At 50.9% G+C, this 24969-nt stretch carries 24 protein-coding genes and 1 riboswitch; of the genes, 7 read left to right on the top strand and 17 right to left on the bottom strand.

Features of this window, described 5'->3' with window-relative positions; genetic code table 11:
* Positions 1–29: 29 nt before the first annotated feature.
* A complete protein-coding gene (locus tag KQJ23_RS19730; RefSeq protein WP_216480642.1) occupies positions 30–1181 on the bottom strand; it encodes a glycosyltransferase family 4 protein in 1152 nt (383 codons plus the stop codon).
* 277 nt (positions 1182–1458) lie between these two features.
* Between KQJ23_RS19730 and KQJ23_RS19725 the strand changes: the two genes are divergently transcribed.
* A complete protein-coding gene (locus KQJ23_RS19725; protein WP_216480641.1) occupies positions 1459–2544 on the top strand; it encodes a YheC/YheD family endospore coat-associated protein in 1086 nt (361 codons plus the stop codon).
* Between the two features lie 20 nt (positions 2545–2564).
* Here the strand turns inward: KQJ23_RS19725 and KQJ23_RS19720 are convergent, their stop codons facing one another.
* Genes KQJ23_RS19720 through KQJ23_RS19710 form a run of 3 tightly spaced genes read right to left on the bottom strand, consistent with a single transcriptional unit; the run spans position 2565 to position 5634 of the window.
* Positions 2565–3377: an energy-coupling factor transporter transmembrane component T family protein gene (locus tag KQJ23_RS19720; protein WP_216480640.1), complete on the bottom strand. Its 813-nt coding sequence runs from the start codon at positions 3375–3377 to the stop codon at positions 2565–2567.
* Complete coding sequence (locus KQJ23_RS19715; RefSeq protein WP_216480639.1) at positions 3374–4993, bottom strand: ABC transporter ATP-binding protein; 1620 nt, start codon at positions 4991–4993, stop codon at positions 3374–3376. The genes KQJ23_RS19720 and KQJ23_RS19715 overlap by 4 nt, the downstream gene beginning before the upstream one ends.
* A 2-nt stretch (positions 4994–4995) precedes the next feature.
* Positions 4996–5634 carry an ECF transporter S component gene (locus KQJ23_RS19710; protein ID WP_216480638.1) on the bottom strand — a complete coding sequence of 213 codons (639 nt, stop codon included), beginning with the start codon at positions 5632–5634 and terminating at the stop codon, positions 4996–4998.
* Between the two features lie 100 nt (positions 5635–5734).
* Positions 5735–5846: riboswitch (TPP riboswitch) on the bottom strand.
* A gap of 166 nt (positions 5847–6012) precedes the next feature.
* On the opposite strand from KQJ23_RS19710, the gene asd reads away from it, so the two are divergent.
* Entirely contained in the window at positions 6013–6834 is an 822-nt protein-coding gene (asd, locus tag KQJ23_RS19705) for an archaetidylserine decarboxylase (protein WP_216480637.1), read from the top strand.
* Here the strand turns inward: asd and KQJ23_RS19700 are convergent.
* Positions 6799–7707: a hypothetical protein gene (locus KQJ23_RS19700; RefSeq protein ID WP_216480636.1), complete on the bottom strand. Its 909-nt coding sequence runs from the start codon at positions 7705–7707 to the stop codon at positions 6799–6801. The genes asd and KQJ23_RS19700 overlap by 36 nt on opposite strands.
* A gap of 183 nt (positions 7708–7890) precedes the next feature.
* Complete coding sequence (locus KQJ23_RS19695; protein WP_216480635.1) at positions 7891–8676, bottom strand: helix-turn-helix transcriptional regulator; 786 nt, start codon at positions 8674–8676, stop codon at positions 7891–7893.
* Between the two features lie 177 nt (positions 8677–8853).
* Between KQJ23_RS19695 and KQJ23_RS19690 the strand changes: the two genes are divergently transcribed.
* Complete coding sequence (locus KQJ23_RS19690; protein WP_216480634.1) at positions 8854–10152, top strand: aminotransferase class I/II-fold pyridoxal phosphate-dependent enzyme; 1299 nt, start codon at positions 8854–8856, stop codon at positions 10150–10152.
* A gap of 99 nt (positions 10153–10251) precedes the next feature.
* Positions 10252–10365, top strand: a complete 114-nt coding sequence (locus tag KQJ23_RS19685) for a YjcZ family sporulation protein (RefSeq protein WP_212941163.1) — start codon at positions 10252–10254, stop codon at positions 10363–10365.
* 68 nt (positions 10366–10433) lie between these two features.
* Here the strand turns inward: KQJ23_RS19685 and KQJ23_RS19680 are convergent, their stop codons facing one another.
* The 6 genes from KQJ23_RS19680 to KQJ23_RS19655 form a co-directional block, all read right to left on the bottom strand.
* Positions 10434–11648 (bottom strand): ABC transporter permease, encoded by a 1215-nt coding sequence (locus KQJ23_RS19680; RefSeq protein ID WP_216480633.1) that lies wholly within the window; start codon positions 11646–11648, stop codon positions 10434–10436.
* A gap of 3 nt (positions 11649–11651) precedes the next feature.
* A complete protein-coding gene (locus KQJ23_RS19675; RefSeq protein ID WP_216480631.1) occupies positions 11652–12398 on the bottom strand; it encodes an ABC transporter ATP-binding protein in 747 nt (248 codons plus the stop codon).
* A gap of 12 nt (positions 12399–12410) precedes the next feature.
* Complete coding sequence (locus tag KQJ23_RS19670; RefSeq protein WP_430522322.1) at positions 12411–13841, bottom strand: DEAD/DEAH box helicase; 1431 nt, start codon at positions 13839–13841, stop codon at positions 12411–12413.
* Between the two features lie 187 nt (positions 13842–14028).
* Positions 14029–16953: a glycosyl hydrolase family 28-related protein gene (locus KQJ23_RS19665; protein ID WP_216480627.1), complete on the bottom strand. Its 2925-nt coding sequence runs from the start codon at positions 16951–16953 to the stop codon at positions 14029–14031.
* 152 nt (positions 16954–17105) lie between these two features.
* Complete coding sequence (locus KQJ23_RS19660) at positions 17106–17882, bottom strand: SDR family NAD(P)-dependent oxidoreductase (RefSeq protein WP_216480626.1); 777 nt, start codon at positions 17880–17882, stop codon at positions 17106–17108.
* A 29-nt stretch (positions 17883–17911) separates the two neighbouring features.
* Entirely contained in the window at positions 17912–18373 is a 462-nt protein-coding gene (locus KQJ23_RS19655; RefSeq protein WP_216480624.1) for a chemotaxis protein CheX, read from the bottom strand.
* A gap of 245 nt (positions 18374–18618) precedes the next feature.
* Between KQJ23_RS19655 and KQJ23_RS19650 the strand changes: the two genes are divergently transcribed.
* Together KQJ23_RS19650 and KQJ23_RS19645 are read left to right on the top strand one after the other, a co-directional pair.
* Positions 18619–19521: a LysR family transcriptional regulator gene (locus KQJ23_RS19650; protein ID WP_216480622.1), complete on the top strand. Its 903-nt coding sequence runs from the start codon at positions 18619–18621 to the stop codon at positions 19519–19521.
* A gap of 44 nt (positions 19522–19565) precedes the next feature.
* Entirely contained in the window at positions 19566–20375 is an 810-nt protein-coding gene (locus tag KQJ23_RS19645) for a histidinol-phosphatase (RefSeq protein ID WP_216480620.1), read from the top strand.
* 99 nt (positions 20376–20474) lie between these two features.
* On the opposite strand, the gene KQJ23_RS19640 is transcribed toward KQJ23_RS19645, so the two are convergent.
* From KQJ23_RS19640 to KQJ23_RS19630, 3 genes are all read right to left on the bottom strand, one after another.
* Positions 20475–21023, bottom strand: a complete 549-nt coding sequence (locus tag KQJ23_RS19640) for a GNAT family N-acetyltransferase (RefSeq protein ID WP_216480618.1) — start codon at positions 21021–21023, stop codon at positions 20475–20477.
* 4 nt (positions 21024–21027) lie between these two features.
* Positions 21028–21765, bottom strand: coding sequence for a DUF1361 domain-containing protein (locus KQJ23_RS19635; RefSeq protein ID WP_216480617.1), 738 nt, complete (start codon positions 21763–21765; stop codon positions 21028–21030).
* A 144-nt stretch (positions 21766–21909) separates the two neighbouring features.
* Positions 21910–22467, bottom strand: coding sequence for a GNAT family N-acetyltransferase (locus KQJ23_RS19630; protein WP_216480615.1), 558 nt, complete (start codon positions 22465–22467; stop codon positions 21910–21912).
* A gap of 160 nt (positions 22468–22627) precedes the next feature.
* Here KQJ23_RS19630 and KQJ23_RS19625 point away from each other — a divergent pair, with 160 nt between their 5' ends.
* A complete protein-coding gene (locus KQJ23_RS19625) occupies positions 22628–22945 on the top strand; it encodes an MGMT family protein (protein WP_212942678.1) in 318 nt (105 codons plus the stop codon).
* Here KQJ23_RS19625 and nagZ read toward each other — a convergent pair.
* Together nagZ and KQJ23_RS19615 are read right to left on the bottom strand one after the other, a co-directional pair.
* Positions 22908–24209 carry a beta-N-acetylhexosaminidase gene (gene nagZ / locus KQJ23_RS19620; protein WP_216480614.1) on the bottom strand — a complete coding sequence of 434 codons (1302 nt, stop codon included), beginning with the start codon at positions 24207–24209 and terminating at the stop codon, positions 22908–22910. The genes KQJ23_RS19625 and nagZ overlap by 38 nt on opposite strands.
* A gap of 20 nt (positions 24210–24229) precedes the next feature.
* Positions 24230–24763 carry a hypothetical protein gene (locus tag KQJ23_RS19615; RefSeq protein WP_216480612.1) on the bottom strand — a complete coding sequence of 178 codons (534 nt, stop codon included), beginning with the start codon at positions 24761–24763 and terminating at the stop codon, positions 24230–24232.
* Positions 24764–24969: the final 206 nt, after the last annotated feature.

The raw sequence follows: 24969 nt of genomic DNA, 5'->3' as shown, positions 1-24969 counted from the left end.
AATACCTTCCGAGCTAAGCTCTCGGGCATTTACGCTTGTTTGGTTGAAAATATGGATACAAAGCGGTCGGCGGTATGACTCCACCTGAAGCGGCTTCGAATCTCCTCCATTCCGGCCATTCCCATCCGGCGGCGAAGCTTCTCATCATTCAACAGCATTACGATCCCGTCAGCAAGCCTGTCATCAAGATGTTCCGAAGGAATCAAAAGCCCTGAACGGCCATGCTCCACAACTTCGGGAATACCGCCGGCATCGGAAGCGATGACGGGAATTCCTGAAGCCATCGCTTCCACATTCACGAGTCCGAAGGCCTCCTCCTGACCCGAAGGAACAGCTACAACATCCGCGAGATTGTACCAGTCCGCTACGCGGGGATAAGGCGTAAACGGTTGAAAAATAACGTGATCCGGACAAGAGGACGCAAGCTCCTTCAGATGCCTGACGTAACTTGTCTCGCCGGGTCTGCTGTAAAAGGCGCTGCCGACAACAACGAACAGAACGTCAGGATGGGTTCGGACGACATGGGGAACAGTCTTAAGCAGAGCATGCACTCCTTTTTCAGGAATCAGCCTGCCGACGAACAGGACGATTTTGCGTCCTCCCCACCCGTATTCCGCCATTCTCGCCTGGCGAAGACCTTCGCCAACAGGTGTCCAGCGGGGTATGAAGTCTTCAAGACTCGCACCGAGATGATTTACATACACAGGCAGCGACAATCCCGGATAACGGTCCTGTACCTCCCGGCGCAAATAATCGCTGTTTACGCTAATTCCGTCAAGCGCGCGCAGCTTACTCATCATAAGGGAACCGGAAGAGTTGCGGCTTTTGATAAATGTTGTGGAGTGCAGCGACAAAATCACTTTGACGCCGGGGAGATTTCGTTTGATCAGATAAGCCAGCGCCGGCCGATTATGCACATCAACCGCCTCAGGCTGCCATGCTTTGAGATGGGAGAGAATCGACGGATAATATGCGGTTCCTTCCGCTACTCTGATGCATGGGACATCGCCGATCTTTTCCCGTGCATTCACATGTTCGCCCTTCTTGCCGAAGACCGTAATATCCAGCCGATTCGAGGCAAGCGGAACGATTTTCTCAATTACTCTTTCCACCGAACTGCTTCTCCCCGAAGGAATGATAAAAGAACCCGGTGTCACGACAGCAATTCTGGGTCGGTTCACAACCTAATCCCTCCTAGCCAGCCATTCATGCTCTTATCAGTAGTTATACGAGGGAGCATTTTCTTTGGTGACTATTTTAGAGGCAATTCCAAACCCTACCTGTCCTCATCCATATTCCCGGCGCTGAAAACTTGTCTCTTTTGAACTTGGCTATAAATCAGGCTGTTAACCACCCTCATCCGTCCATGCTGAGCCAGGGGAAATCACATACTGTGAAGAGAAGGGAACAGGGCGGGCGCATGACAAATGACGTACCGTAAAAAAAGGAGGGAGCGCCATGCCACCCGATTATGTCGGTATCCTGCTAAATGCCAGAGCATACCGGGGAGCAGAAAGAGGCAGAACCGGACAGGAAGCTCTGCCCTTCTATGAAGAAGCTGCTGCCCTTTACGATTTGAAGCCTTGTTATCTGTGTCTGGACAATATCCATCCCGATTCCGGCAAAAGTCTCGTTTATCTGAAGGAGAAAGACAGAATCAGGAAGGCGGTCATTGAAACTCCGGGAGTCATTCATAACCGCGCAATCTATAAAGCCCCTTCCGCCTTGCGAAAAATTCGTATCCTTCAAGAGCAGGGAACCAACATCTATAACCACAACAACCGATATGGCAAAGATGAGATTCATCGTCTGCTGGCGGAGCATCCCCTGCTATCGCAACACTTGCCTGCTTCTTTGCAAGCTGCGTCGGGGAATATTGAACTGATGATGCAGCGTTATAACGACCTGCTGCTCAAACCGGCAAGCGCTTCGGTCGGACGCGGAATCATGCGTCTTAAGCTGGATAACCGGGGATGGAGCCTGCTCTACAAGTCCAACCGGACGGCGGATCTTTGGAAGGTGCTCCGCCTTGACAAGCGGGGGACACTGCCCGCCTGGGTGAAGCGTAGAGTAACGCAAATTCCATACTTGATTCAGGAGAGGCTGCCGCTGGCTGAAATAGATGGCCGTCCCCTGGACATCCGTGTAACTGTTCAACGGGGACTGAGCGGAGATTGGGCGGTTACTGGGCTGTATGCCAAAGTTTCCGCTCCAGGAAGGTTCCTCTCCAATCTTGCTCAGGGAGGCAGCGCTTTTCCTGCCGAGCTTTTATTCCGGCGCATATTTCCGCCTCTCATGGCAGCTCGCGCTCTGGCGGACAGCCAGGCCCTGGCCCTTAGGGCCGCATCTTACCTTTCTGGCCGTCTGCCCTTGCTCGCCGACCTTGGCATGGATATCGGAATTACGAATAACGGGCAGGTATATCTTATTGAATGCAATGGCAGAGACCAGCGTTACGGCTTCCGGAAAGCCGGAATGAACGAAGTATGGTTCGATACGTACCGACAACCTATGGCTTTTGCACGTTATTTGCTGCAGCATTAAGGATCTGCTGATTCCGCCAATTAAATATTGGCGGAATATCTTACATCCGTGATATGAAATAGCGGGAAACCATGGCTTAGAGCTAGGGCTGCGGCAACTGCTGCCATGAAGATCGCCGCCGCCAGCGGATCATAGCGCGAGAAGCGCGAAGGGTAATAGTAGGTTCTACGGCCACTCCCGTCGAAAGCCTTCGCCTCCATCGCGACCGCTACGCGGTGGGCTCTCCGTATGCTCTGGGACAGCAGCGGGACCGCGTACATCTTAATGCCGGCAATCCATCCCCGCGGCCCCTTCAAACTTCGTGCTCCACGAATACGGAGCGCATTCCGCCTGATCAGGAATTCCTCCCAAACCATCGGCAGCAGTCGGATGGAGGCCATAAAGCTGTACGCATATTTGGGAGGAAGCTTTAATTTCTGCATCAAGGCGTAGAACAGATCCACTGAAGAGGTTGTAAGAACAAACAGCAGCCCTTCCGACGCAATGGTGACCGATTTAAATCCGATATGAATTCCGCGGTAGAAGCTCTCCTCCGTAATTCGGAATAATCCCCATTCCCACCACAACACATCCCCTTTTCCGAACAGAATCATTGTCGAAGAGGAGGATATAAACACCAAGCCGAAAGACAACACAAGGAGGAGCACCTTCCAGAAGGAATATCCGCTTTGCCAGAACAACAGCAGCGTAAAGACCGCCGCCTGGTAGAACATAAAATCAGCCCGATGCGTAAATAAGGCCACGAAAAAGAGCCCGATGACGAAAAACAGTTTAAGCACCGGATTAGCCCGGTGCATCCATGTTATTACAGAGGGTTTCAGCCATGTATTCATCGCGTCGCCTCCGCCATGCCGACTTCGCATATATGATGCGGGAGCCGGGTTCCACGGTCCGTATACCCGCAATCGCTCAGGATTCCTTCTCTGACTTCCCATCGGCGGGTAGCTACTGCTTCCGCGATCTGTTCCTCGTGAGTTACCATCACAATCGCCACTCCACTGCGCCGAAGGTCCTCGCACAAGTTCAAAATGGCAAACGTGTTCACAACATCCTGTCCGAACGTCGGCTCATCAAGCAATAGTACCGTTCTCTTGAGGACGGCCGCTCCCGCCACGCTCAATCTACGCTTCTGTCCAAGCGATAATTGGTACGGATGTCGCGGCTCCAGTCCGGCAAGACCAAATTGGTCCAACGCATGATCTACCCGCTGCTTGATCTCTTCGGGAGATAATCCCTCTTCCCTTAAAGAAAATCCGATCTCCTGATCCACCCGGTTCTCGATAAACTGAAACTCGGGATTTTGAAAGACGAATCCGATTCTCTTCGACAGCGATTGGACATGCCGCTTTCTAAGCTTTTTCCCCCCGAACCGTTCCCCCAGCAGAAGATAACTGCCCTCGGAGGGAAGCAGTCCCATTAGGGCAAGCAGGAGCGAGCTTTTTCCGGCTCCGTTCGGCCCCGTAATTGCAATAAAGTCTCCAGCGTGCACCTCGGCCCGCTCAACTTGAATGACTCTCTGGTTCCCGCGAAATCCCCGGAACTCGGAAAGTTCGATAATAGGCCGGTCCAACCGTTCACCGGCTGGAGGCGGAAATGGGCCTGAACATGGCTTAATACTCTTGCCATGTTCTATTTGACTGCCTGCCGAGAACCGAAACCGGCCCCAGACTCCAGGATGCCAGATCCCGTACTCCTCCAGTTCCTTTCGGCAGCGGACAAACAATTCCTCGGGAGCGCCTTGGCCAAGAAGCTGTCCGCTTGGCCCGAATAAAGCTACCCGATCCACAAGCCCCAAATCAAGCAATTCTTCGATCCGATGCTCGACGATAATGAGCGTCCTGTCCTCCGCCACCTCGGAAACCGCCTCCCAGATCTGTCTTCTTCCCTCGGGATCGAGCAGGGCGGAGGGCTCGTCAAGCAGCAGCACATCGGGATCCATCAGCAGAATGGAGGCCAGTGCCAACCGCTGCTTCATGCCTTGGGATAATGTTCCGATCGGAAGATGGATTTCTCCGAAATCGAGCCCTACTTTTCTCAGCACATCACGCATCCGGGGCAGCATCTCTTCCCTTGCCGCTCCCCGGTTTTCCAATACGAAAGCCAACTCTTCATCCACGTAAGGCATGCAAAACTGAGCATCCGGGTCCTGAAACAGCATCCCCCAGGAAGGAGGAAGCACTTGCCCCGAGCATCTCATAGGCACCTCCACTAGTCCCGGCACGATGCCTGCAAGCACTTGGAGCAACGTCGATTTCCCGCTGCCGCTTGGTCCTAGTACGAGCAGTTTCTCCCCTCGTGTCACCGAAAAGGAGAGGTCTTTGAAGACAAAAGCTTCCCCTTCGGGAAATTTAAGCCGCAAATCCCAAACCGCAGCGGCCGGCGAGCCGGTATCGCCCGTTACTTCAGCACGCAAGTCCGCAGATATGGCTTCACAATGCAATCCACCCATCTCTAATCATCCAAAGCCGCATAATCTCGTTCCGCTACCGGCCGGAGCAGGGAGGTGACTCCGGTGGCCTCCACCGCCTTGGCCAGCGCAAAGGCCAGGTAACCGGCGATCAGAGCCGAACTGACTGCCCGCATGCCGTATTTGGCGATCAATAGCCAGGTTTGGGTGTCGCCGACATAACCGTAGTAAATATCGGGAATCAACGATCCCGCAGCAGCGCCAATACCCGCCAATGCCGCCACGGAACCTGAAAATTTACGATACCGGAACAAAGCAAATACCAGCTCTGCCCCAAGCCCTTGCAGTACGCTATACAACACCAATTGAATTCCCCATTCGCTGCCGAACAGAATTTCCACATGTGCTGCAGCAACCTCAGCAAGCAGAGCGACTCCAGGCTTACGGATCAGTAAAAAGACCAGCGTCGGAGCAATGAACCACATCCCGTACACCAGCTCATCCGCCTGAAAAAACAAGGGGGAGAACACTTTGTATACCGAACTCCAAAAGTGATAGACAACTCCAAGGACAACGGAGATCAGTATCGTTACCAGAATGTCACTTAGCTTCAGCCCCTTACCCCCTCTTCTGTTTGGAGCGAGAAGGCTCCCTCCGCTTGTTGAATTTCTTTGTTCATTCATTCTTGATCTCTCCTTCTGTTTGATATTTCGGGATACGCAAAAAAACCGGCTGAATATGCTCAGACGGCTGTAAATTGGCCTGCCTATACAACAAAAGTGCATGACAAGACGACAGATTCTCTACGCTGGCATTATCCAGATCAGATTAACGGTTCGCAGCGGATTATGCTGCTATCTCAGCCTGATTCACTCAAGCTCCCGTATCCCGTATTCAATTGACACTACTATACTCCAAAACCTTCCAGAGACACAAGCAAAAAATATAGATGTTCATTTCTCGCGTTAGATCTGATATTGATTTCGTCCTTGTTCTGTGTCAATATTAGCGGAAGTGAGAGCAGGGGGATGCCTGTTCAACAAATGTTAGGGGGATATATATTGGCTGCGAACTGGATGAAGTGGATGACCGAACTGTCTTCACGAAAATGGATTTCTAACTTAATGGGGCGCTTTTCCCATTCAGGGATGAGCCGGCATCTGATTCCCTGGTTTGCCAAATCTTACGGTATTCCGCTGCATGAGGCAGAGAAGGAAGTACGAGAATACCGTACGCTGAATGAATTTTTTACGCGCAGACTGAAGGCGGGCATGAGAACGCTTCAATTAACGGAGTCCGGATTGATTAGTCCGGTCGATGCGAAAATCACCTACATGGGAGAAATCTCTTCGGGAACGATTCTAAATGTGAAGGGGCAGGATTACAGCGTATCCGACCTGATTAATCATTCCCCAAGATTACCGGCTTACGATCATGGATATGCATTCGTTCTGTACCTCAGCCCCACCGATTATCACCGGATCCATGCCCCCGTATCGGGAACATTGATCGAGAAGGAACATATCCGCGGTAGGGTTTATCCTGTTAATGATTTCGGAATGCGTCATATGAAAAAGGTATTGAGTCGGAATGAGCGGCTGATTACCTATATTCGACATTCTTTAGGTGAGCTTGCCTTGATCAAGGTCGGTGCGATGAACGTCAGCAGTATCCGTTATAGCGACGACAAGGCCGTCTCCTGGAACCAGGGCGACGACCTTGCTTATTTCGAGTTCGGCTCCACCGTGGTGCTTCTTACCCAGAATGGAACGTTTCAACCTGATCCTTCGCTAAAAGAAGGCCAGAAGGTTCAAATGGGGCGATCCTTGGGAGCTTTCCTCCCTGCCTCAGTTAACATCGATGTTGCCGACGTCAACAGCTAAGGAGATAGAGCCGTCTTTCCCCATGCGGCTCTTATTTAAGCTGCTGGACACTTCTCCCAGTCCCACTTTTGTATCTACACTGCTATCCACAGTATCCGCAAGGGCGGCATGGATATCTCCCAGTGCAACGTTTACGGCAAGCTTCCCTTTGTTCTCGAGGGACTGAACATCCAATTCGACGCTTCCTGTCGAGACGCTGATCTTCGATGCTCCTGCGATTCCAGCCGAGACGAGGTCAACATTCCCCACCTCATTTTTTAATTCGAATACCCCTGACAATCCGGTCAACTCAATATTCCCAACGTTGTTGGATACCTTGTAGGAGCTTATATCTGCTGGTAACTCAATTGTATAATCCACCCCGAATTCATTATACTTGTATTTAGATTTTGCCCAGTCCCACAGATCTTTCCGTTCATCGTCCTTGGCATGAACCCGGATGCGGGCCTGTGTCCCCTCTGCTTGTATAGAGACTGCAGCTTGTTCAAAAACCTTCTCCTGGTTCTTACTGACTGCTTTGTTGTTCAGATTGTAGATTCGGGCGGATACCCGAATTTGGTCGTCCGCGCTTGCGGCGATCTCAATATTGCCCACTTGGTGGTCGATAATCATCCCTCTGAATTCTCCCACGGGTGAAGAGGTTTCCAGTACAATTTTTTCTGAATCGTCCCCCTGCATGGTCAATTCCTTTCCCTCCTCTACCGCAAGGGCTACGGCTTGCGCAGCTGAATTCACGGCTTCCTTTGCACCGCCTCCAATGACTCCCTCTACCGACTCCTCCACGGATTTACACCCGGACAGCAACATGACCGATAATACTGCCACTCCTGTAACTAAAGCCACCTGGCTCAAACTCGATCTTCTCTTATTCATAGCGGGCCTCCCAAAGAAATCCAATTCATATTGTAACATTTTTCTCAATATTCTATTTCAGTATAGATTTTTGGAGCTGAATTAAATACCATCCTCAGACTGGTATTCTACTGGACCAAAGTCGAGTAGAAAAAAACGGACATGGCCTCAAAGGCTTGTCCGTTTATGCGGGATCTCTCACATTCAGCGAATTTCCGAGGGACTTTTTCCTGTATATTGCTTGAATTGTCTGCTAAAGAAGAAAATGTCGCGGTAACCCAGCGCGTCGGCTACCTCGGTCACATTCATTCCTGCGTGAAGCAGCAAGTGCTGGGCACGGTCAATTCTCGATTTGATAATATAAGACTGCACGGATTGTCCGATAATCTCTTTGAACTTGATGGAGAAGTATCTTGGGGATAACCCGGCACGTGCCGCCAAATCCTCTACCTTATGATTCAGGCTGGGCCGCTGCAGCACATAATTGGCGATTTCCTGTATGACTTCGTTCAACTGGTTGCTTACCTTCTTTTCCTGGGGAACTCCGCGTTCCTCACGGAGCAGATGAATGAGCATTTGCTTCAAGAGAAGTCTTGCCTCCTCCTCAGCACCATAGGCCTTCACAAGGAACAAACGGACATAGCGGGCGAGCATGTATTCAAAATCCAGCCGATCCTCCAGCTTGCGGTAAGAGCCTGGAACTTCCTCCGCCGGCTCACTGACATCGAAATGAATGTACGTCAATACGAGCGGTCGCTGGGGATTGTGGGTCGCACTGGTATGGTCGCCCTTGCGAAACAAAAAACAGCTTCCGGGGCCGACTTCAATCGGATGGTCGTTCAATACGACAGTGCCTTCTCCGCTCCACACATAGAACAAGTCGTAGTTCTGCAGAGGCTTCTCGCGCTTATGCCATTTCCAACCGGGCTCGCACACAATTTTGGCAAAGGCCGGCTTTAAAATGAACGAGGACGGTGATACATGTAGCATCGTTTAGCCTCCTTAAATCTTGATATTTTTCTAATTATACTCCGAAATGATCGTTTCATAAATATCCTCATTCACCTATGATTTGACCGTGACGTTTCATAGGGCAGATGATATAATGTTAGGCAATTATAAAAGGGAATCGCCCATTACAACCGATCGGAAGGATGAATGAAGAAAATGAATCCACTTGCAGAGCAACTGAATGAATCTCTGAAATCCGGCAACATCCATGTCTATGATATGCTGTCCGAACTGGGCAGGGAGATTTATTTTCCGAAGGAAGGCATCTTGAGCCAATCCGCCGAAGCTGCGGCAGGCGCTAAAAAGTTTAATGCAACTATTGGCATCGCGACCGAAAACGGCGTACCTATGCATTTGCCCGCCATTCAGGACTCCCTATCTGCCTACAAACCGCAGGACCTGTATCCGTATGCTCCTCCGGCAGGCAAGCCGGAGCTCCGCAAGGTATGGCGGGAGAAGATGATTACAGAGAATCCTGCGATGTCGGACAAAGCCTTCGGCAACCCGATTGCGACCAATGCGCTGACCCACGGCCTGAGCATTGTTGCCGATTTGTTTGTGGATGAAGGCGATGCTGTCATTTATCCTGACAAGAACTGGGAGAACTATGAGCTAACCTTCGGAATCCGGCGTCATGGCGTCATTGTCAATTATCCATTATTCACAGAGGATATGCGATTCAACAGCCAGGGATTGCGGGAATCGCTGCTGGCCCAGAAGGATAAGGGCAAGGCTGTCGTGATTCTCAATTTCCCGAATAATCCGACAGGCTACACGCCGGGGGTATCGGAAGGAGAAGAAATCGTCTCTGCGATTCTGGAAGCTGCCGAGGCCGGCATTAATGTTGTAGTAGCCACCGATGATGCTTACTTCGGTCTGTTCTTCGAGGAGTCCATGCACGAATCCCTGTTTGGCAAATTGGCCGGATTACATCCACGGATTTTGCCGATTAAAGTTGATGGTGCGACTAAAGAAGAATACGTGTGGGGCTTCCGTGTCGGCTTCATCACCTATGCCTCTGAGGATGCCGGTGTTCTGGCCGCGCTTGAGCAAAAGACTACCGGCATTATCCGGGCCACGATTTCAAGCGGAGCCCACCCTTCCCAGACCTTTGTGCTTGAAGCTCTGAAGTCTCCGGACTTCCAGGCCCAGAAGGATGCCAAATTCAAGATCATGAAGGGACGTGCCAATAAGGTCAAGGCCCTGCTGGACAGCGGAAAATACGGTGATGTATGGGATTATTATCCGTTTAACTCGGGATACTTTATGTGCCTGAAGCTTAAGGGCGTAAACGCAGACCAATTGCGTCTTCACCTGATTCGCGAATATGAGGTGGGGACAATTGCACTGGGAGATACAGATTTGCGCATAGCGTTCTCCTGTATCGCGGAGGAAAACCTGGAAGAGCTGTTTGATCTTATTCATCGCGGCATTCAGGACTTGCAAAACAGTTAATTTAAAAAAAGAACCGTTATACCCGCCCAAGCATCCCCCTGAATACGCTCATAGAATACTGTGTATTATCGATCTATTCTTAGAGAAAGGGGAATGAGCATGAGCGGAGTAGAAGAAGTAAGAGGCGGATATGGCGGTCTGTGGACCAGCACTGGTGTAATTCTTGTTCTTTTCATCCTGCTGGTTATTATCAGCCGCACTTTCTTCATCTAAGGGATCGGTTTCAAGTCTTTACATGATAAAACCGCCGGAGCAATAACAGCTCCGGCGGTTTTTGCAGTTCAATCCTCTTCTTCCTCGCGCCACTTGCGGTTCCAGTTGCTTCTCATAGCGTATACCAGAATAAGACCGGCTACCAACGAACCTCCAAGGTATGTCAACGGACCGTCTCCCTGCGGCAAGAGCGGAAGCCACATGATCACGGCAGCCCCTGCCAGCGTCCGGCTTCCCAGATCGGCGGCCTCCTTTTTCCGTGCACCCGACGGAAGCGGGTAATACAGCGCTGCCGAGGAATCCCGGTGGGCATGGCGGAGCACACTCAGCTGGGCACCTATCAGAAAGACAAAGAACAGATAAAGCCCCAGACCCAACCATGTTCTGCCGCACCATCCGACCAGGATCGCACCAAGAATCGTAAGTCTCGCTCCAATCCCCAGCAGTTCGCCGCGAACTAACGTCTTTGTCAACAGATAGCGGTATGCCCCTTCTCTGGACCAAGAAATCCGCTTGCCGATCCAGTCCAGCCAGCGCCGCGGCGACACTCCTTGTCCTTCGGCCGGGACGTCTACAAACCATCCCAGCACCAGCATATTATTAGCAGCACTCGCCTTCTCCGCAGCAATTAGATTCTCCCAAGGAACCCGATGCTTCATTGGGAAACGCAAAGCCAGCACATAATTGACCACGACCAAAATCAGAAATAACAGACTCTTCCAGGCAGGCTGCCAGACCCAGGCTGCCAGCAGCAGAAGAAGCACGCACCACCGCAGCAGGCGGAAGCCTGCCCTTGCGCGATGGGATGCAATTTTCAACTCCTGCCAGGCGCCATAAGCTCCCGCCAGCTTAAGTAAAAGAAGCACTATCAGCCAAATCCAGAACGGATGCCGGATACCGTCGCTTCGCTGATACAAAGGCCATAACACTAGAAGAATAGCATAAGTGCCTGACAGCTTATACAGGATTCCGCTCCAAAAAGCCGGCTTGAAATATGTAGACATCGAAGCTTCCTGAGGCAGTAAAAAGACGGAATCCGCCGGATGAATGTAAGTCCGGAATCCCGAGTAGATCACTGCAGGTCCCAGCAACAGAATCATAATCCAGCCGATAGGCAAGCCTTCCGGAATATGCTGAAGAAAACGGGTATACCAGGCCGAAAATGCGATCATCAGAATCAGCAGCAGGACCGCCACTCCACTCTGAAACACATAAGGCAAGTAAGGAAGAATCTTGCTCCAATGCAGCGCTTTGCGCCGTTTGCGCAGTTCCACAAGATCCATGTCTTAATCTCCGCCTTTGACCAGATTATAGAAGATGTCCTCCAGCGTTGCTCCCGGCATTCTCGCAACCTGAGCAATCTCCTTCAGCGTGCCCTGGGCGATAACGCTTCCTTGGTGCAGAACCACAAACCGGTCACAATAGTTCTCGATGGTGGACAAAATATGCGAGCTCAGCAGGATAGAAGCTCCGCTCCGCTTCAGATCCATCATGAAATCCAGCAAGGATCGAATACCTAGCGGATCCAGACCAAGAAACGGTTCATCAATGACATAAAGGGAAGGTCTGGCAATAAATGCGCACATAATCATGACCTTCTGCTTCATGCCTTTCGATAAATGAAGAGACAAGCTGTCCGCCTTTTCCTCCATACGAAAGAGCTTCAGCAAGGCGGCCGCACGCTCTTCATATACCTCTGGTGCAACACTATATGCTCGTGCAGCAAATTCCATATGCTCCCGAACGGTCAGTTCATCGTAAAGAAGCGGTGATTCCGGTACAAACGCCAAAGCAGCCTGATACGCCTCGGGATCCTCCTCCCGGGTATGACCAAGCAGGCTCACTCCCCCTTGATGAGGGGTCATGAGACCAAGAATATGCTTCATCGTCGTGCTTTTTCCCGCTCCATTCAATCCAATCAGACCGACCATTTCGCCCGGGCTGACCTGAAATTCAATGTTGTGCAGAACCGGGCGGCCCAGGCTGTAGCCTCCGGTTAAATGCTCAATTTGCAGGACAGGCGTGCCATTCATTTAATTTCCCCCTTACTTTCGGGTCTCGGACTGTTTTTCCTTCAACCACTTCGGTGCCCCTTTATTCTTGCGGTCCTCCTTCGAGGATGGCTTACGCACATTCGGAGCTGGTTTGATCTCCTTATCCCGTGGTGCCTTTGAAGGGCGCTTGCGGGATTCCTTCGGTTCTGCCAGCTGACTATGATCATGTCGTGCCTTAGCCTTGGCAGGCGGACTGCTCTTTAGTTCATCAGATGGTTTACGCTGTTCATTCTCCCGGTTTGAATTTGCTGAAGTGTTGCGATGACCATTTGCCCCAGCTCTTTCCGTCTCCGCACCAGCTTCGATGACTCTCCCGCCAAAGAGGCGCTGCTCGGAAATCCCGATATTCAACTCCCGGGCAAATTTACGAATAATAAAGCGCTCCTTAGGGTTAATGATGGATACCGCAAGGCCGTGGCGGCCCATCCGGCCTGTCCGCCCGGCACGGTGCACATAGTGCTCCGAATCGATCGGAGGATCCAGATTAACAACCAACGATAGCTCTTCAATATCCAGGCCGCGGGCGGCAATGTCCGTGGCAACCAGAACCTGGATCTTGCCTTCTCTAAATTTGCGCAAGGTATGGCTGCGAACGGATTTGTCAGCATCTCCATATAAAGCCCCTGCACGGAAGCCCAGGAAATTCAGCTTGCCCTCTACCTCAGCGATATCCTGCGTATTATTAATAAACACAATAGACCTTGCAGGATTATAATGGCGCAGTATCCGCCGCAGGTTATCAATCTTGTCGCGCTGCTCGCATTCGAAAAAGACATGCTCCAACGATTGCGAGGTACGCTGCTCCGGCGTAATTCCTACCCACTGCGGGTCCTTCATCTCACGTGCAGCGAGTGCACGAATCTCCGGATTTAATGTCGCCGACAAGAACATCAACTGGCGGTCTCGCAGGGTTCCACGCAAAATCTGCTCCAAATCCGCCGTGCCGCCAAGCTGGAACATTTGATCCACCTCGTCTACGACAACCGTCCGCACCGTGTGCAACTTCAGCTTACGCAGTGCCAGCACTTCCCGAATCCGTCCCGGTGTGCCGACAACAAGCTGCGGATGCAGACGAAGCCTCTCTAACTGCCGCTTGATGGCGGCCCCACCGATCAGCGCCTGCACGGATATTCCTAGGGATTCTCCGTATTTCTCCGCTTCCCGGACAATTTGCATAGCCAGCTCCTGTGTCGGAGCAAGCACCAGCGCCTGCAGCGTCTTATCCTCAGGCTGAATTCTTTGCAGCATCGGAAGCAAATAAGCCAGGGTCTTCCCTGTGCCCGTCTGCGATTCGGCCAGAATATCCTTGCCCTCCAGCGCAGCCGGAATGCACTCAGCCTGAACTGCAGTCGGCTCCAGAATTCCATAATCAGCAAGCTTTACCGCAAGAGCCTCAGATACGCCAAGGCCCGTAAAAGTCATACTTTTCAAAGTGATTTCATCCTTTACAAGGTTCATTATTTCCATTATATGCGAAAACCCGGGCCTGACCAAATACACTTATCAAACTGGAATAAATATGGGCATATATATTAAACACAGATATAGCTAAAAACGGTGTGACGGATGATGAGAACATCCGTGCACACCGTTTCTTTCTGTTCATAAATCAGGATGGCCGCTTTACCCGATACAACGAGGATCTGGCCGTAATATACAGGTCCTCTTGAGCTTCGCCTGCCACAATAACGCCCGCCGGACGCTCGGGCATGATAAGCTCCTCGATTAATGATCCGTCCGGGCGGTATCCGTAGATATCCCCGTCAGCAATATAGATGCAGCCGTCGCTGGACCTTGCTATTCCATGCTCGCCCTTTTCAGCAAAGATCCGGGGGTCTGACAAGTAGCCCTCCGGGCTGACCTCGTAGGCTACAGTGCGCTTATAGTACTCATCCAACCCATAGAAGGGTTCACCGGGATAAGCTTCTTGTAAAGAACTGGACCGCATCAGATCGTAGGTTACCGGAATAATCGTTACTCCATCAGGCGCAACATAGCACTCCTTGGGCCGGTGCACTGTAGTTACAAGAAAATCATTGCTGTCCCTCCAACGGTTACCCGGGTAGAGAGCTTTGTGGACTGGCCCGAAGGAATCCATAGGAACGACTGGCAGCGGCTGCAGGCTTTCTTCCGGCTGCTCCGGATCGATAGCATATACCTTTACGGTGGAGCCTACGTTATACCAGTATCCATAAGAGGTTCCGCTTGCATCCTCCGGCTTCGTATATACCTCCGGTTCTCCGCCCAGGGTTGCGCCGATAGGCGGGAAATACTCCGAGACGACGATTAACTGGTCATTCCGGTCACAGGCCAGCGATAAAGGACGGTGATGCAGGTTGCTGACCACCCGAAGGACCTGCTCACGGACTGACCACTGATAAATCTGTTTTTTACGGGAATCGGCAAAGTAGATATTCCCTTTACTGTCTTTGCAAAGGGTATCAATAAATTCAAAGCCTCCGGCAAGCTTCTGAACAATACCGTCGAAAGAATGAATCGGACGACGGAGCGCAGGATTCCCGCTAATCTGAAGTCTGGCCAGCTCCCATGCCCGCACCTCGGTATCTGTGGCAACATCATACAACGTGTTATCCAGCGTATATTTAATCTGCGTGTAATTGTGGACGTTAAGGAACTCCAGCTTCTCACAATCCCAGGTCTTGGCGGCATAAGGGTAAGGGTTGTCCAGCCAGATGGTACGGAAGAAATAGGTGTTGGCAAATAACATCTGCCGGCAGCGGTCGAGCTCAAGGGGCAGACAGTCACGGCTTTCCGCAGCCTCCTCCTCCATTTGCAGGGCATAGACTTTCCAGTTGGCCGTGTTCTTGAACTTTACCTCATGACGGACATGATGCTCCACGGACATGGCATAAATGCGTCCTGCAGTGGAGGTATCGGATACATAAAGCCCGGCTGCAGCATAAGGACTGGCTGTCCAGATATCCTTGAGCACGCCTCCGCCTCCCCGGGTCACCCAAAGACTCCAATACTGCGAATCCCAGCGAAGCTCCGGGGAAATATCTGCCGTCCGGTTAGCATTGTAGACAGGCTTAAAGCCGCCGGTCGGCGTGAGGCCTCCATGCCCCCCCATAAATTTGATGTCGTTCATATAGGAATGGGCTCCGGCCATCCATTTACAGCCTACGGCCCGCGGGTTTCGCCCGCCAGTATCCACACCGATTCCATTCAAAATATTCGATCCGCCAGAGGAGGATTCGATCAGCGCCTTGGGCTTGCCAAGTCCGCCGAAGGTCTCCGTATTGTCCGGGAGCACAATTTGGGTGGTAATCGGATTCAGCCCGATCAGCACGGTGTCCGGCTTCATTCTTAAGGTTCCTGTTACTTTATACATCCCTTGGGGCAAGTAGAGCACGGGATACTGATCAATAACGCTTTGCAGGATAGCTGTGTCATCTGCAATTCCGTCTCCGGCCGCTCCCAGCGTGCGGACATTCACCCAGCATGCTACCGAAGGGAGCGCAGGGATATCGCTTCGTACCGGTTCGGCGTAGCCATCGGTCTTTTCCAACTCAAGAGTCGTACGAATTGCGGGGCGGGAGGTAACCTCATCCATCTGGTTGCCATGGGTAAAGACAGAGACACGGTAGGACTCACCGGCTCCCTCAACCTGTTTTCCGCTCTCTATAAAGTCTGCCAGCACCGGCACCTGCCGGCAATGCACATTCCGCAGATTGATCTGGTTGTGAGCGTTATTCTCGTGGCTGATCCGGATAGCGGGTCCGCTGATTTGATCAAACCGGCAATCCTCCATATACAGCTTCTCAATATATTGAGGATCGGTGTCTATAACGATAGGAACATTCACTACGTCCATCCGCACGATCGTGAGTCCGCCTTCACGCGTCCGAACCGCTGCTTTCTTCTGGTTCTCGAAGACAGTATCGATCATTAGAAACGGCCATCCAGGTGAGGGCTTCGTCGTATAAATCCCGTATTCTCCGCCAAAAAAACGTACATTCTCAATTTCATTCCCGGCATCGAAAATGCCTGCTTTCCCGTTTCCGATATAAATATCACAGTGAGAGATGAACCCATGCTGTGCATAGTGAGTGCGGAGAGCTACCGCTGCGGGATTCCCGTCCTCGATGACCAGGTTAATGTTAGACAAAGCACTGTAGAAGGTGCCGGGATTAGCATCCTGGACCGGTTGGCCGGGCCGGGGCTGTTTGTCAGTAAACCAAATCATATAACTGGCGTTCCCTTTATCCTCCGGATCCGCGGTCTGGAAGCCGGACGTATTCTCACCCAGAAGAATAACAGGGCGGTTCTTGCCATATCCGATCAATCGAACCGCTTTAGGTACGTAGATCGTTCTGGTAATGCGGTAGCGGCCTTCCGGAATGAATACAATTCCAAAAGGGATCGAGTTAATCGCTTGCTGAATAGAATCGGAATCATCTCCGATCCCGTCGCCAAGAACAGGGTACTTGTCGGGAGTAAGGTACACAGCTTGAGAATCCTCCGGACGCTCAGTATAGACGGAGACTCCTTTTTGAACCGTTATGAAAGTCATACATTTACCTCCTGGCCAAGCGGCCAATCATGTAGTTATAATATATAGCGCTTTCATTGACAGTATAATGATCGAAATCGGTTTCGTAAAGTTGGCACAAAAAGGGCCTCCCCACGGATGAAGCCTCTGGGACAGCCCTATTATATGTTCTGCTATTTTTTATTCAGCATTCTGGACGTTATGCGGTCGGCCACAGCGGGAAATAGTTGATAAAGCTTTGCTCCCGCCCCTGCTACCCAGGGAAGATTAATCTCTGTCTTGCCTGTCCGAACCGCCTTCACGACCGCACCCGCAACCCGTTCGGGCTTCATCATAAACCACTTTACATTGTTTACATAATGCCCGTCTGGATCAGCGATCTGGAAAAATGGCGTATCGATCGGCCCCGGATTGATCGTCGATACCGTAATCCCGCTGCCTGAAAGCTCTTGTCTCAATGCGCTGCTAAAACCAATAACGGCATGCTTGGTGGCTGTATAAGCCGTGGACTTCGCCGTACCGATCTTGCCTGCAATCGAAGCAACATTGACGATCCTGCCTCTTCCAGCCGCTTTCATCGCCGGAAGGACCTCCTTTGTACAGCGAACGATCCCCATGTAGTTCACATTCATCATTTCGGAATAATCCTGCAATGGCGTCTCATCCAGGGCCGTGAATTTTCCATAACCCGCATTGTTCACAAGCACGTCCACCCTGCCGTACTGCTTGTAGATCTCAGCGAAGCCTGCGGCTACCGAAGCATCACTTGCCACATCCATCTCCACCAGATGATAAGGCCCCATCATGCCTCTGCCAACGGTTTGAAGCTTATCGGCCGACCTAGCGGCAAGTACGACCGTAGCTCCTTCCCGGGACAGCATTTGCGCAGCAAGAGCCCCAATTCCACTTGAGGCTCCGGTAATAACTATCACTTTATCGTTAAGCTGCATCCGTATTCCTCCGGTTCAACTCATTTCCCTTAAGAAACCATCACCTGAATGTCCAACTCTCCGATTCCATCCATGACAAGCGGAATGCACAAGGCCTTGCGCGGCGCTTGATCACTACCGCCCATACTGGACTTAATTACCTGCGGAGGAGTAATATCAACGCTATAGCCTTGATTGGACAGAATCATACTCGCATTTCCGCTGATCATGTTGCCCAGCTCGGATATCGCGCTCTGGCCCATCTCATCCATTTCCGTGATAACAAAACCGCCCATCATTGCCGAGACAATTCTCAAAGCAACCGTCTCCTTCAGACCAAACACGACCATTCCGCTGAAATACCCGGTCATACCGATTTGAATCCAGATATGATCCTGAATTAAAGCGACATCCTTTAAACCCGGATTGCCGGTTGAAGGAGAGACCTGTACCACCTGTTCTATGACCGAACGCGCAGATTCCAGAAAAGGATTGATCACTTCTGCTTTCACTATTACGCCCCTTTTCACATATGAAGTAGTTATCTTACTAAAATACCGCTACAAAAGTCCTGCTTTTTTATGTTGATATTATACTTTATTCCCATGTATAAGTCATTAAAAATCGAAATCTGTAATATTTAAGAAAAATCCACGCAATCCTCCTATCTGCTCTTGTCATATTCGTGTCATTGATTTAGCCCTGAAAAATCTTCTATAATTATTAGATATCGAATGAAGCAGAGAGGAGGATCGTCATGAATATCAGCCAATTGGAGACACTGATCACTATTTCCAAGACAAAGAGCTTCCGAAAGGCGGGAGAACTGCTGAATTTGACACAACCGGCTGTATCCGCCCAGATTAAAAGCCTGGAGGATGAGTTCGGAGTTGTCCTCGTCGACCGGAACCAGCCTGTAACCCTGACAGACAGAGGACAAGTATTCTTGGAAAAGGCAGAGCAAATTCTGGACGTGGTGGAAGAGCTCAAGCAAAAGCTCACCGATCTTGAGCACACGCCGCAAGGACATATTGTTCTAGGGACGACCACCTCCATCGCCATCCAGATCCTGCCGCGGATCTTATCCTACTTCCAGGATCAATTCCCGCTGATCAAGACCACCATTCAGTCCATGCCCTCTTCCCTCATTTATCAAAGTGTTGAGCAAGGTTTGGTCGATATCGGGATCGGATACCTGATCGAGAACAATCCCCAGGTGCATTCATCTGTGCTGTACTACGATACCTTCGGGCTCGCGGTATCTCCGAATCACCCGCTCGCGAGTGAGAAAATCCCCCGTCTGGATATGTTGCGCGATGTTCCGCTCATTATGCTGTCTCCGGACACGGTAGGCAGAAGATTCGCCGACGATCTGTTCAAATCCCATGATATTGAACCGCATATTGTCATGGAACTGTCCAGCAGCGAGGAAGTGAAACGAATGGTGGAAATCAACCTTGGGGCTGCGATCATCTCCAGGCAATCCATTCTCCGCGAGCTCAGGCAAGGCTCCCTTGTCGTTGTACAGATCCCGGAACTGGAAGTCACCCATCCCGTGGGCGTCATCTATAAGTCCAGCAGATACATTAATTCTGCAATGCAGCAATTTCTGGGTGATCTAAAGGGAATGCCTGAAACAAGTTTTATCAGCTCCGAATAAATTCCTCATCCTATCGAAAAATAACCCCAGAAAGGAGCATCCTTATGAAATTTGATCTTCATACTCACCATTTGCGCTGCGGTCATGCCGACGGAACCATCCGCGACTATATCGAAGCCGGGATTGCAGCCGGCTTATCTGTCATCGGCATTAGCGACCATACTCCTTACTTCGGGCATGACGAAGAGCAGCCATTCCCGCATATCGCCATGGCCAAGCGCGATTTTGCAGGCTATGTGGAAGAGGTGCTGCAGTTAAAACAGGAATACGCAGACCGCATCGACGTGCTGCTCGGCATTGAATCCGACTATTTTCCGGATCATATCGGGCAATACAGAACTATGCTGTCTCAATATCCCTTCGATTACATTATCGGCTCCGTACATAGCGTGAAAGAGGTAAGCATCTTTAACAAACGGCGCTGGAAGGGGCTAGACGAGCAGAGAAGAATTGCAGACAAGACCGCCTATTACGAATTGATACAGGATTCCGCTCGCAGCGGGCTGTTCCAAATTCTCGGCCACATAGATGCCATGAAGGGCAATTACCCGGCCTTCTCGGATATTCCCGCCTCAGAGGTCGTCGATGAGACGCTGAGCGTCATTGCCGCGGCCCAGGTGGCGATCGAAGTAAATACGTCGGGGAAAACGAAGCTATCCGGAGGCTGGTATCCATCCGATGCCATTCTGGAGCGCGCCCGTTATTTCGGCGTAGACATCACCTTCGGCTCCGACGCGCACATCCCAAGCCGCGTTGCGGATGAATGGGACGAGGTTGCCCGGAAACTGAAGGACATCGGATATGATGAATGGGTCTACTACAAGAACAAGCGGCGCATAGCAGTCCCTCTGTAGTCTAATCCAATATCATGAGGGCAAAAAAAAGGGAACCCGCACGTTTCCTCGCCGGATTCCAAATAACAAATATATTCAAAAGGGGGTCATGCACTAAGTTTACCCCCTTACTGTTAGGGTTCTGTCACAGGTATATTTCAGTTGTGTAACAAATGCTGCGCCAACACTTCCTTGCTCTGAATACCCGCATTTTTCAAGAACACGGCGCGAAGCAAGATTCGCTTCTCCGCAGCAGGCTTCAATCTGCCGGAGCTCCAATTGTTCAAACCCGAAGCGAGTAATCAGCTTTACCGCCTCTGTGGCAATTCCTCGATTCCACCACTCAGGGGCCAGTAAATAGCCCAGTCTGGCGTTCCCGCTTCCGGGATCCCAGCGCTGGAGCGAGCATAGCCCTATGCAATCTCCCGTCTCCTTCCATTCCACCGCAAAATGCACATCCCTCAAATGCCGATAGCTGTCCATAAGATAACGCATCAGCCGATCAGGAAACAATAGCGTGTGCGGTTTAAAAGCGGTGTACACCTGAACCTGAGGATGCGTAATACATGCATATAAGATCTCTGAATCCTTAAGCTCCAATCCCCGTAACCTGAGGCGTTCACTTTCCAAGACAGGAAACTGTAACCGAAGTCTCTCTTTATGATCCAATCGCTTAGTCACCTCCTTGTGTCATCCTGCGATTCATCGCTCCGAACAGGCAGAATGCCATGTAACCGAAGCCGGTGATCAAAAAAATCCACTTACAATACGAATATGCATGAAGCACATGTTCCATGTTTGTAAAATAGGACAGGATTTGTCTAAGCAATCCGACAGGCTTATGCAGAAGATCCCAGCTGTTAAACCGGAAAAACCGGCCCAAATATACCCCAAAGCTGCCCAGTAGAAGAACCGCCGCCGCAAATATGATCCCGGTAATTCTTCCAAGCGCACGCTCTACCAGCCGATGTACGGAGGAAAGAGAGATCGTCCCGAGCACAAGACCTAATACTGCTGTCAAGAAAACGGTGAACAAATGATTCCAAAACAGCATATCCTGCCAAAACAAATAGCTGTCCTCAATATTTAGCCGCGCAAATGGATGCAGCAGATCGGTAATCAAATAAGCCGCATTGGGGTAAAAAAACAGCCACATCCCGCCTGCGATCAAATAGAGCAGCCATCTCAAGCTCTTTGTCCGCAGCAGGCTTATCCCGTCCAGTGCCAGTGCAAGCCCAGCCGGGACCCATGCCAGGAAGGTATTCCAGACCAAGAACAGGTAGGGCGGTCTTCCTCCTTCTGGCAGCTCCGTGCCGGTGACGAACAGCATGGCTACTAATGACCCCACAAATAACACGATATAAAGATATATTTTCTCCGGATATCCCAGTTGCTTTAATTGCTTGCCCATTGTTGTTCTCCTTCCGCATCCCTATACCGGATCTATACGAGTTGAACCAATGATTACACTAAGGGTAACGTAGCTTTAGCTCAGCTGATATAGCAATTTAACGAACGGGGACCGGAATAGGTTACGGCTGCAACCCGTGAATCCCTAGGATTCCATAGCCGAATTTCGAATCACCATATGAAGATGATCTTCCCATATCCCGTTGATTTTCAAATACTTAATGGCCTTGCCTTCTTCGTAAAATCTCAGCTTCCGGACCACCTGCAGGGAAGCCTCATTTCTTGGCATAATATTAGCCTCAATCCGATGCAGGCCCAGCCCGTTGAAGGCGTAGTCGATCATTAATCGTACGGCTTCTGTCATGTATCCGTGGTTAACTTGCTCCGCATCCAGCCGATAACCCAGGTGGCAGGACTGGAACACGCCATACACAATGTTGCTGAGCGTTACCGAGCCGATGACGACTTCGGGCTGCTCCTTCCGAAAGATCCATAGCTTGTGAAGCTCACCTGAACGGTGCTGCTCAACCTCTTTGGCCAGCAGCCTTCTCTGAGCATCAAGCCTGTAGAATTCCTCAAAACGCGCAGGCTCCCAGGGCCGCAGGAACTCCTTGTTCCGCAGCAAATAGGCGAGCACCCGCTCCGCATCATTTTCGTCCAGAAGCTTCAAAATCAGCCGCTCCGAGTGTAAAATAGATTTCATCATTCCTCCGCCTTTCTGTGCAAGTTGAACTAATACATTTTACGTTCTGAGGGCAACGTTTGAAGTGTTCTAACGATCGCTGTTGTTCCCGGATTTTCTCTGACTGAACTATTTTAGTTCAACTTATATGGCGAGATATGGCTAGAAAAGGAGAACGCACATGCAACCCTTTACCGCAATGGTCATCTCTATCATCCACTCTATTCCTCCTGGAAAAGTGATGACGTATGGACAAATTGCCCGTGAAGCAGGCAGTCCGAGAGCCGCGAGACAGGTCGTCCGGATTCTGCACTCCTCAAGTGAAAAGCACGGACTTCCTTGGCACAGAGTCGTCAATGTCCGGGGAGAAATCGCGCTTCAAGACGATGAGTCGCGCTTTTTGCAAAAAATGTACCTGGAGCACGAAGGCGTCCAGGTACATGAAGACGGTCATATTGACCTTAAGGTGTACCAATATATTCCTTCACATACCGGCTAATCTCCGCATTGATTGCCTTCGCAGCCGTTCCTTCGGCAGGCTCATTGTTCAGGGCATACTTCTGCTTCAGCTTAAGGATCTGGTAAACCCGCTGGTCGAGCATATCTCGGCTGATCTTTCCTTCCTCTACAGCAAGGGTCAGCGCCTCGATCACTGCGATCTCCTGATCATAGTTATGACCGACAAGCACGATATTTCCGCCTGCCGTAATGAAATCAACCGCTGCTTGTTCAATTTTGTAATTTTCAGTGATTGCTCCCATTGTCATATCGTCGGAAATAATGACTCCTTCATACCCCATTTCCTGCCGCAACAGATCATTAATGACCGCAGGGGAGAACGAGGCAGGATGCTCGGCGTCCAGCTTGGGCAGCAGAATATGGGCAATCATAACCATGTCTGCTCCGGATTCTATCGCATCGGCGAATGGTTTCAATTCAAATTCACGCAGCCGTTCAAGATCATGCTCAACTACTGGAAGTCCAAGATGGGAATCAACTGAAGTATCGCCATGGCCAGGAAAATGCTTTACGACCGGAATGACGCCGGTATCCGACAAGCCCTTCATCGCCGCTAGTCCCATCAGACTAACCTCTTCAGGAGTCGTGCCAAAAGCTCTGTCCCCGATGACCGGATTATCCGGGTTGCTATGAACGTCGAGTACCGGCGCAAAATCCAGGTTCAGTCCGAAGCCGGAAAGGGCCTGCCCGATGATCCGATAAGCCTCCGCTGCGGTTTCTGCCTTGCCGGTCCCGCCTATTTTGGCTGCGGTCGGCATCTTGCTGAATTCGCTTGGCAATCGGGATACACGGCCTCCCTCTTCATCCACACTTAAGAATAGCGGTAGCGGATTGGAAGCATTATCCTCTTTTAATTGATTAAACAAATTCAACGCCTGACTGCTATCGGTAATATTGTCCTTGTAAAAAATAAATCCGCCTACCTGATAATCGTCCAGCAATTGTCGGGTATGCTTGTCAGGCTTCGTTCCATCCATTCCAACGAGAACGAGCTGGCCGATCTTCTCTGCCGTTGTCAGCTGCTCTAATTGGCTCGCAATGAGATCAGCCGGTGGCTCGGACTCCTCCTGCTTTCCATTCTCATCCGGCAACGCAGAATCCGGCCCGGTCTCAACCTGATTCGGTGTATTAGGATCCGGATCTGACGGTTGGGCGGTCGTCCCGGACCGGCAGCCCGACAGCACGAGAAATGCTGCCAGCATCACAATCCATAAAGCGAAGTAACGACGCTTTGCTCGATTCATCGATTCATCAATCTCCTCTCTTAGCGGCTGCCTTCGGCCGCCGCGGTTTCCCAGCGATGGCTGAATTTGGTCAACCTCGGATGAGGCTGGACCGGCTCCTCCGTCAAAATCAGACGAACCCGGGTAATCCACTCCTCAAAGGAGGAGAAGGAGGCGAAGGCATTCGCCATCTCCGGGGTGAGATATAAGAAATAAGGAGCGGGATATTTCTCTGCCAAGAATCGCAAAGCGGAATCCATCGGTGTGTATTTCTTCCTTTTGCCATCCCAGCCCTCTACGGTAACCTGGCTGCTGCCCCTGCTGCGTCTCCAATCATGAAGAGCATCCTCCCGCTTGTAGTAGGGAGTTACCGGCTTGCGGCTCATTCTGCGCACGGTCTCTTCATGCAGGGGATAAAGGACCAGCTGGGCGAAAGAACGACGCTCCAGCAGAGCGAATGCCTGATTCAATTCCTCCTCCGTGATCTCTTCAAATGAATCGTAGAACACTAATGTCCCTTTTTCCCGCTCTGCAGGCGGCTTATATCCGAAGGGGACTTGTATATTATTCCGCATATTGTCCTCCTGAAGCATTTATACTTATTAACAGGTTTCATCACGATTAGAAGCTAGCCTTATTTTTAACCTTTAACCAAAATCGTACTCCAATATGTAATTCCAAGCAAATGATACAGGTGTTTTGCCCACACAAATCATAACCACCCGTCAAACGGGTGGTTTGCTCTAAGGCTATAAGCCTTTATTACCGGCTCGCGTCTAAA

It is taken from the genome of Paenibacillus brevis, from assembly GCF_018919145.1.
Lineage (GTDB): Bacteria > Bacillota > Bacilli > Paenibacillales > Paenibacillaceae > Fontibacillus > Fontibacillus brevis.
The sequence above is the reverse complement of the archived record's forward strand: the minus strand, read 5'-3'. Positions and strand labels throughout refer to the sequence as shown.

Excerpts from the sequence above, each read along its gene's own strand:
- KQJ23_RS19725 (WP_216480641.1), top strand. The coding sequence starts at position 1,459 with ATGCCACCCGATTATGTCGGTATCCTGCTAAATGCCAGAGCATACCGG.
- KQJ23_RS19645 (WP_216480620.1), top strand. The coding sequence starts at position 19,566 with ATGAAATTTGATCTTCATACTCACCATTTGCGCTGCGGTCATGCCGAC.
- KQJ23_RS19625 (WP_212942678.1), top strand. The coding sequence starts at position 22,628 with ATGCAACCCTTTACCGCAATGGTCATCTCTATCATCCACTCTATTCCT.
- nagZ (WP_216480614.1), bottom strand. The coding sequence starts at position 24,209 with ATGAATCGAGCAAAGCGTCGTTACTTCGCTTTATGGATTGTGATGCTG.
- KQJ23_RS19650 (WP_216480622.1), top strand. The coding sequence starts at position 18,619 with ATGAATATCAGCCAATTGGAGACACTGATCACTATTTCCAAGACAAAG.
- KQJ23_RS19675 (WP_216480631.1), bottom strand. The coding sequence starts at position 12,398 with ATGAATGGCACGCCTGTCCTGCAAATTGAGCATTTAACCGGAGGCTAC.
- KQJ23_RS19635 (WP_216480617.1), bottom strand. The coding sequence starts at position 21,765 with ATGGGCAAGCAATTAAAGCAACTGGGATATCCGGAGAAAATATATCTT.
- KQJ23_RS19665 (WP_216480627.1), bottom strand. The coding sequence starts at position 16,953 with ATGACTTTCATAACGGTTCAAAAAGGAGTCTCCGTCTATACTGAGCGT.
- KQJ23_RS19630 (WP_216480615.1), bottom strand. The coding sequence starts at position 22,467 with ATGAAATCTATTTTACACTCGGAGCGGCTGATTTTGAAGCTTCTGGAC.
- KQJ23_RS19660 (WP_216480626.1), bottom strand. The coding sequence starts at position 17,882 with ATGCAGCTTAACGATAAAGTGATAGTTATTACCGGAGCCTCAAGTGGA.
- KQJ23_RS19695 (WP_216480635.1), bottom strand. The coding sequence starts at position 8,676 with ATGCTACATGTATCACCGTCCTCGTTCATTTTAAAGCCGGCCTTTGCC.
- KQJ23_RS19715 (WP_216480639.1), bottom strand. The coding sequence starts at position 4,993 with ATGGGTGGATTGCATTGTGAAGCCATATCTGCGGACTTGCGTGCTGAA.
- KQJ23_RS19670 (WP_430522322.1), bottom strand. The coding sequence starts at position 13,841 with ATGACTTTTACGGGCCTTGGCGTATCTGAGGCTCTTGCGGTAAAGCTT.
- KQJ23_RS19690 (WP_216480634.1), top strand. The coding sequence starts at position 8,854 with ATGAATCCACTTGCAGAGCAACTGAATGAATCTCTGAAATCCGGCAAC.
- KQJ23_RS19720 (WP_216480640.1), bottom strand. The coding sequence starts at position 3,377 with ATGAATACATGGCTGAAACCCTCTGTAATAACATGGATGCACCGGGCT.
- KQJ23_RS19615 (WP_216480612.1), bottom strand. The coding sequence starts at position 24,763 with ATGCGGAATAATATACAAGTCCCCTTCGGATATAAGCCGCCTGCAGAG.
- KQJ23_RS19710 (WP_216480638.1), bottom strand. The coding sequence starts at position 5,634 with ATGAATGAACAAAGAAATTCAACAAGCGGAGGGAGCCTTCTCGCTCCA.
- KQJ23_RS19700 (WP_216480636.1), bottom strand. The coding sequence starts at position 7,707 with ATGAATAAGAGAAGATCGAGTTTGAGCCAGGTGGCTTTAGTTACAGGA.
- KQJ23_RS19680 (WP_216480633.1), bottom strand. The coding sequence starts at position 11,648 with ATGGATCTTGTGGAACTGCGCAAACGGCGCAAAGCGCTGCATTGGAGC.
- KQJ23_RS19685 (WP_212941163.1), top strand. The coding sequence starts at position 10,252 with ATGAGCGGAGTAGAAGAAGTAAGAGGCGGATATGGCGGTCTGTGGACC.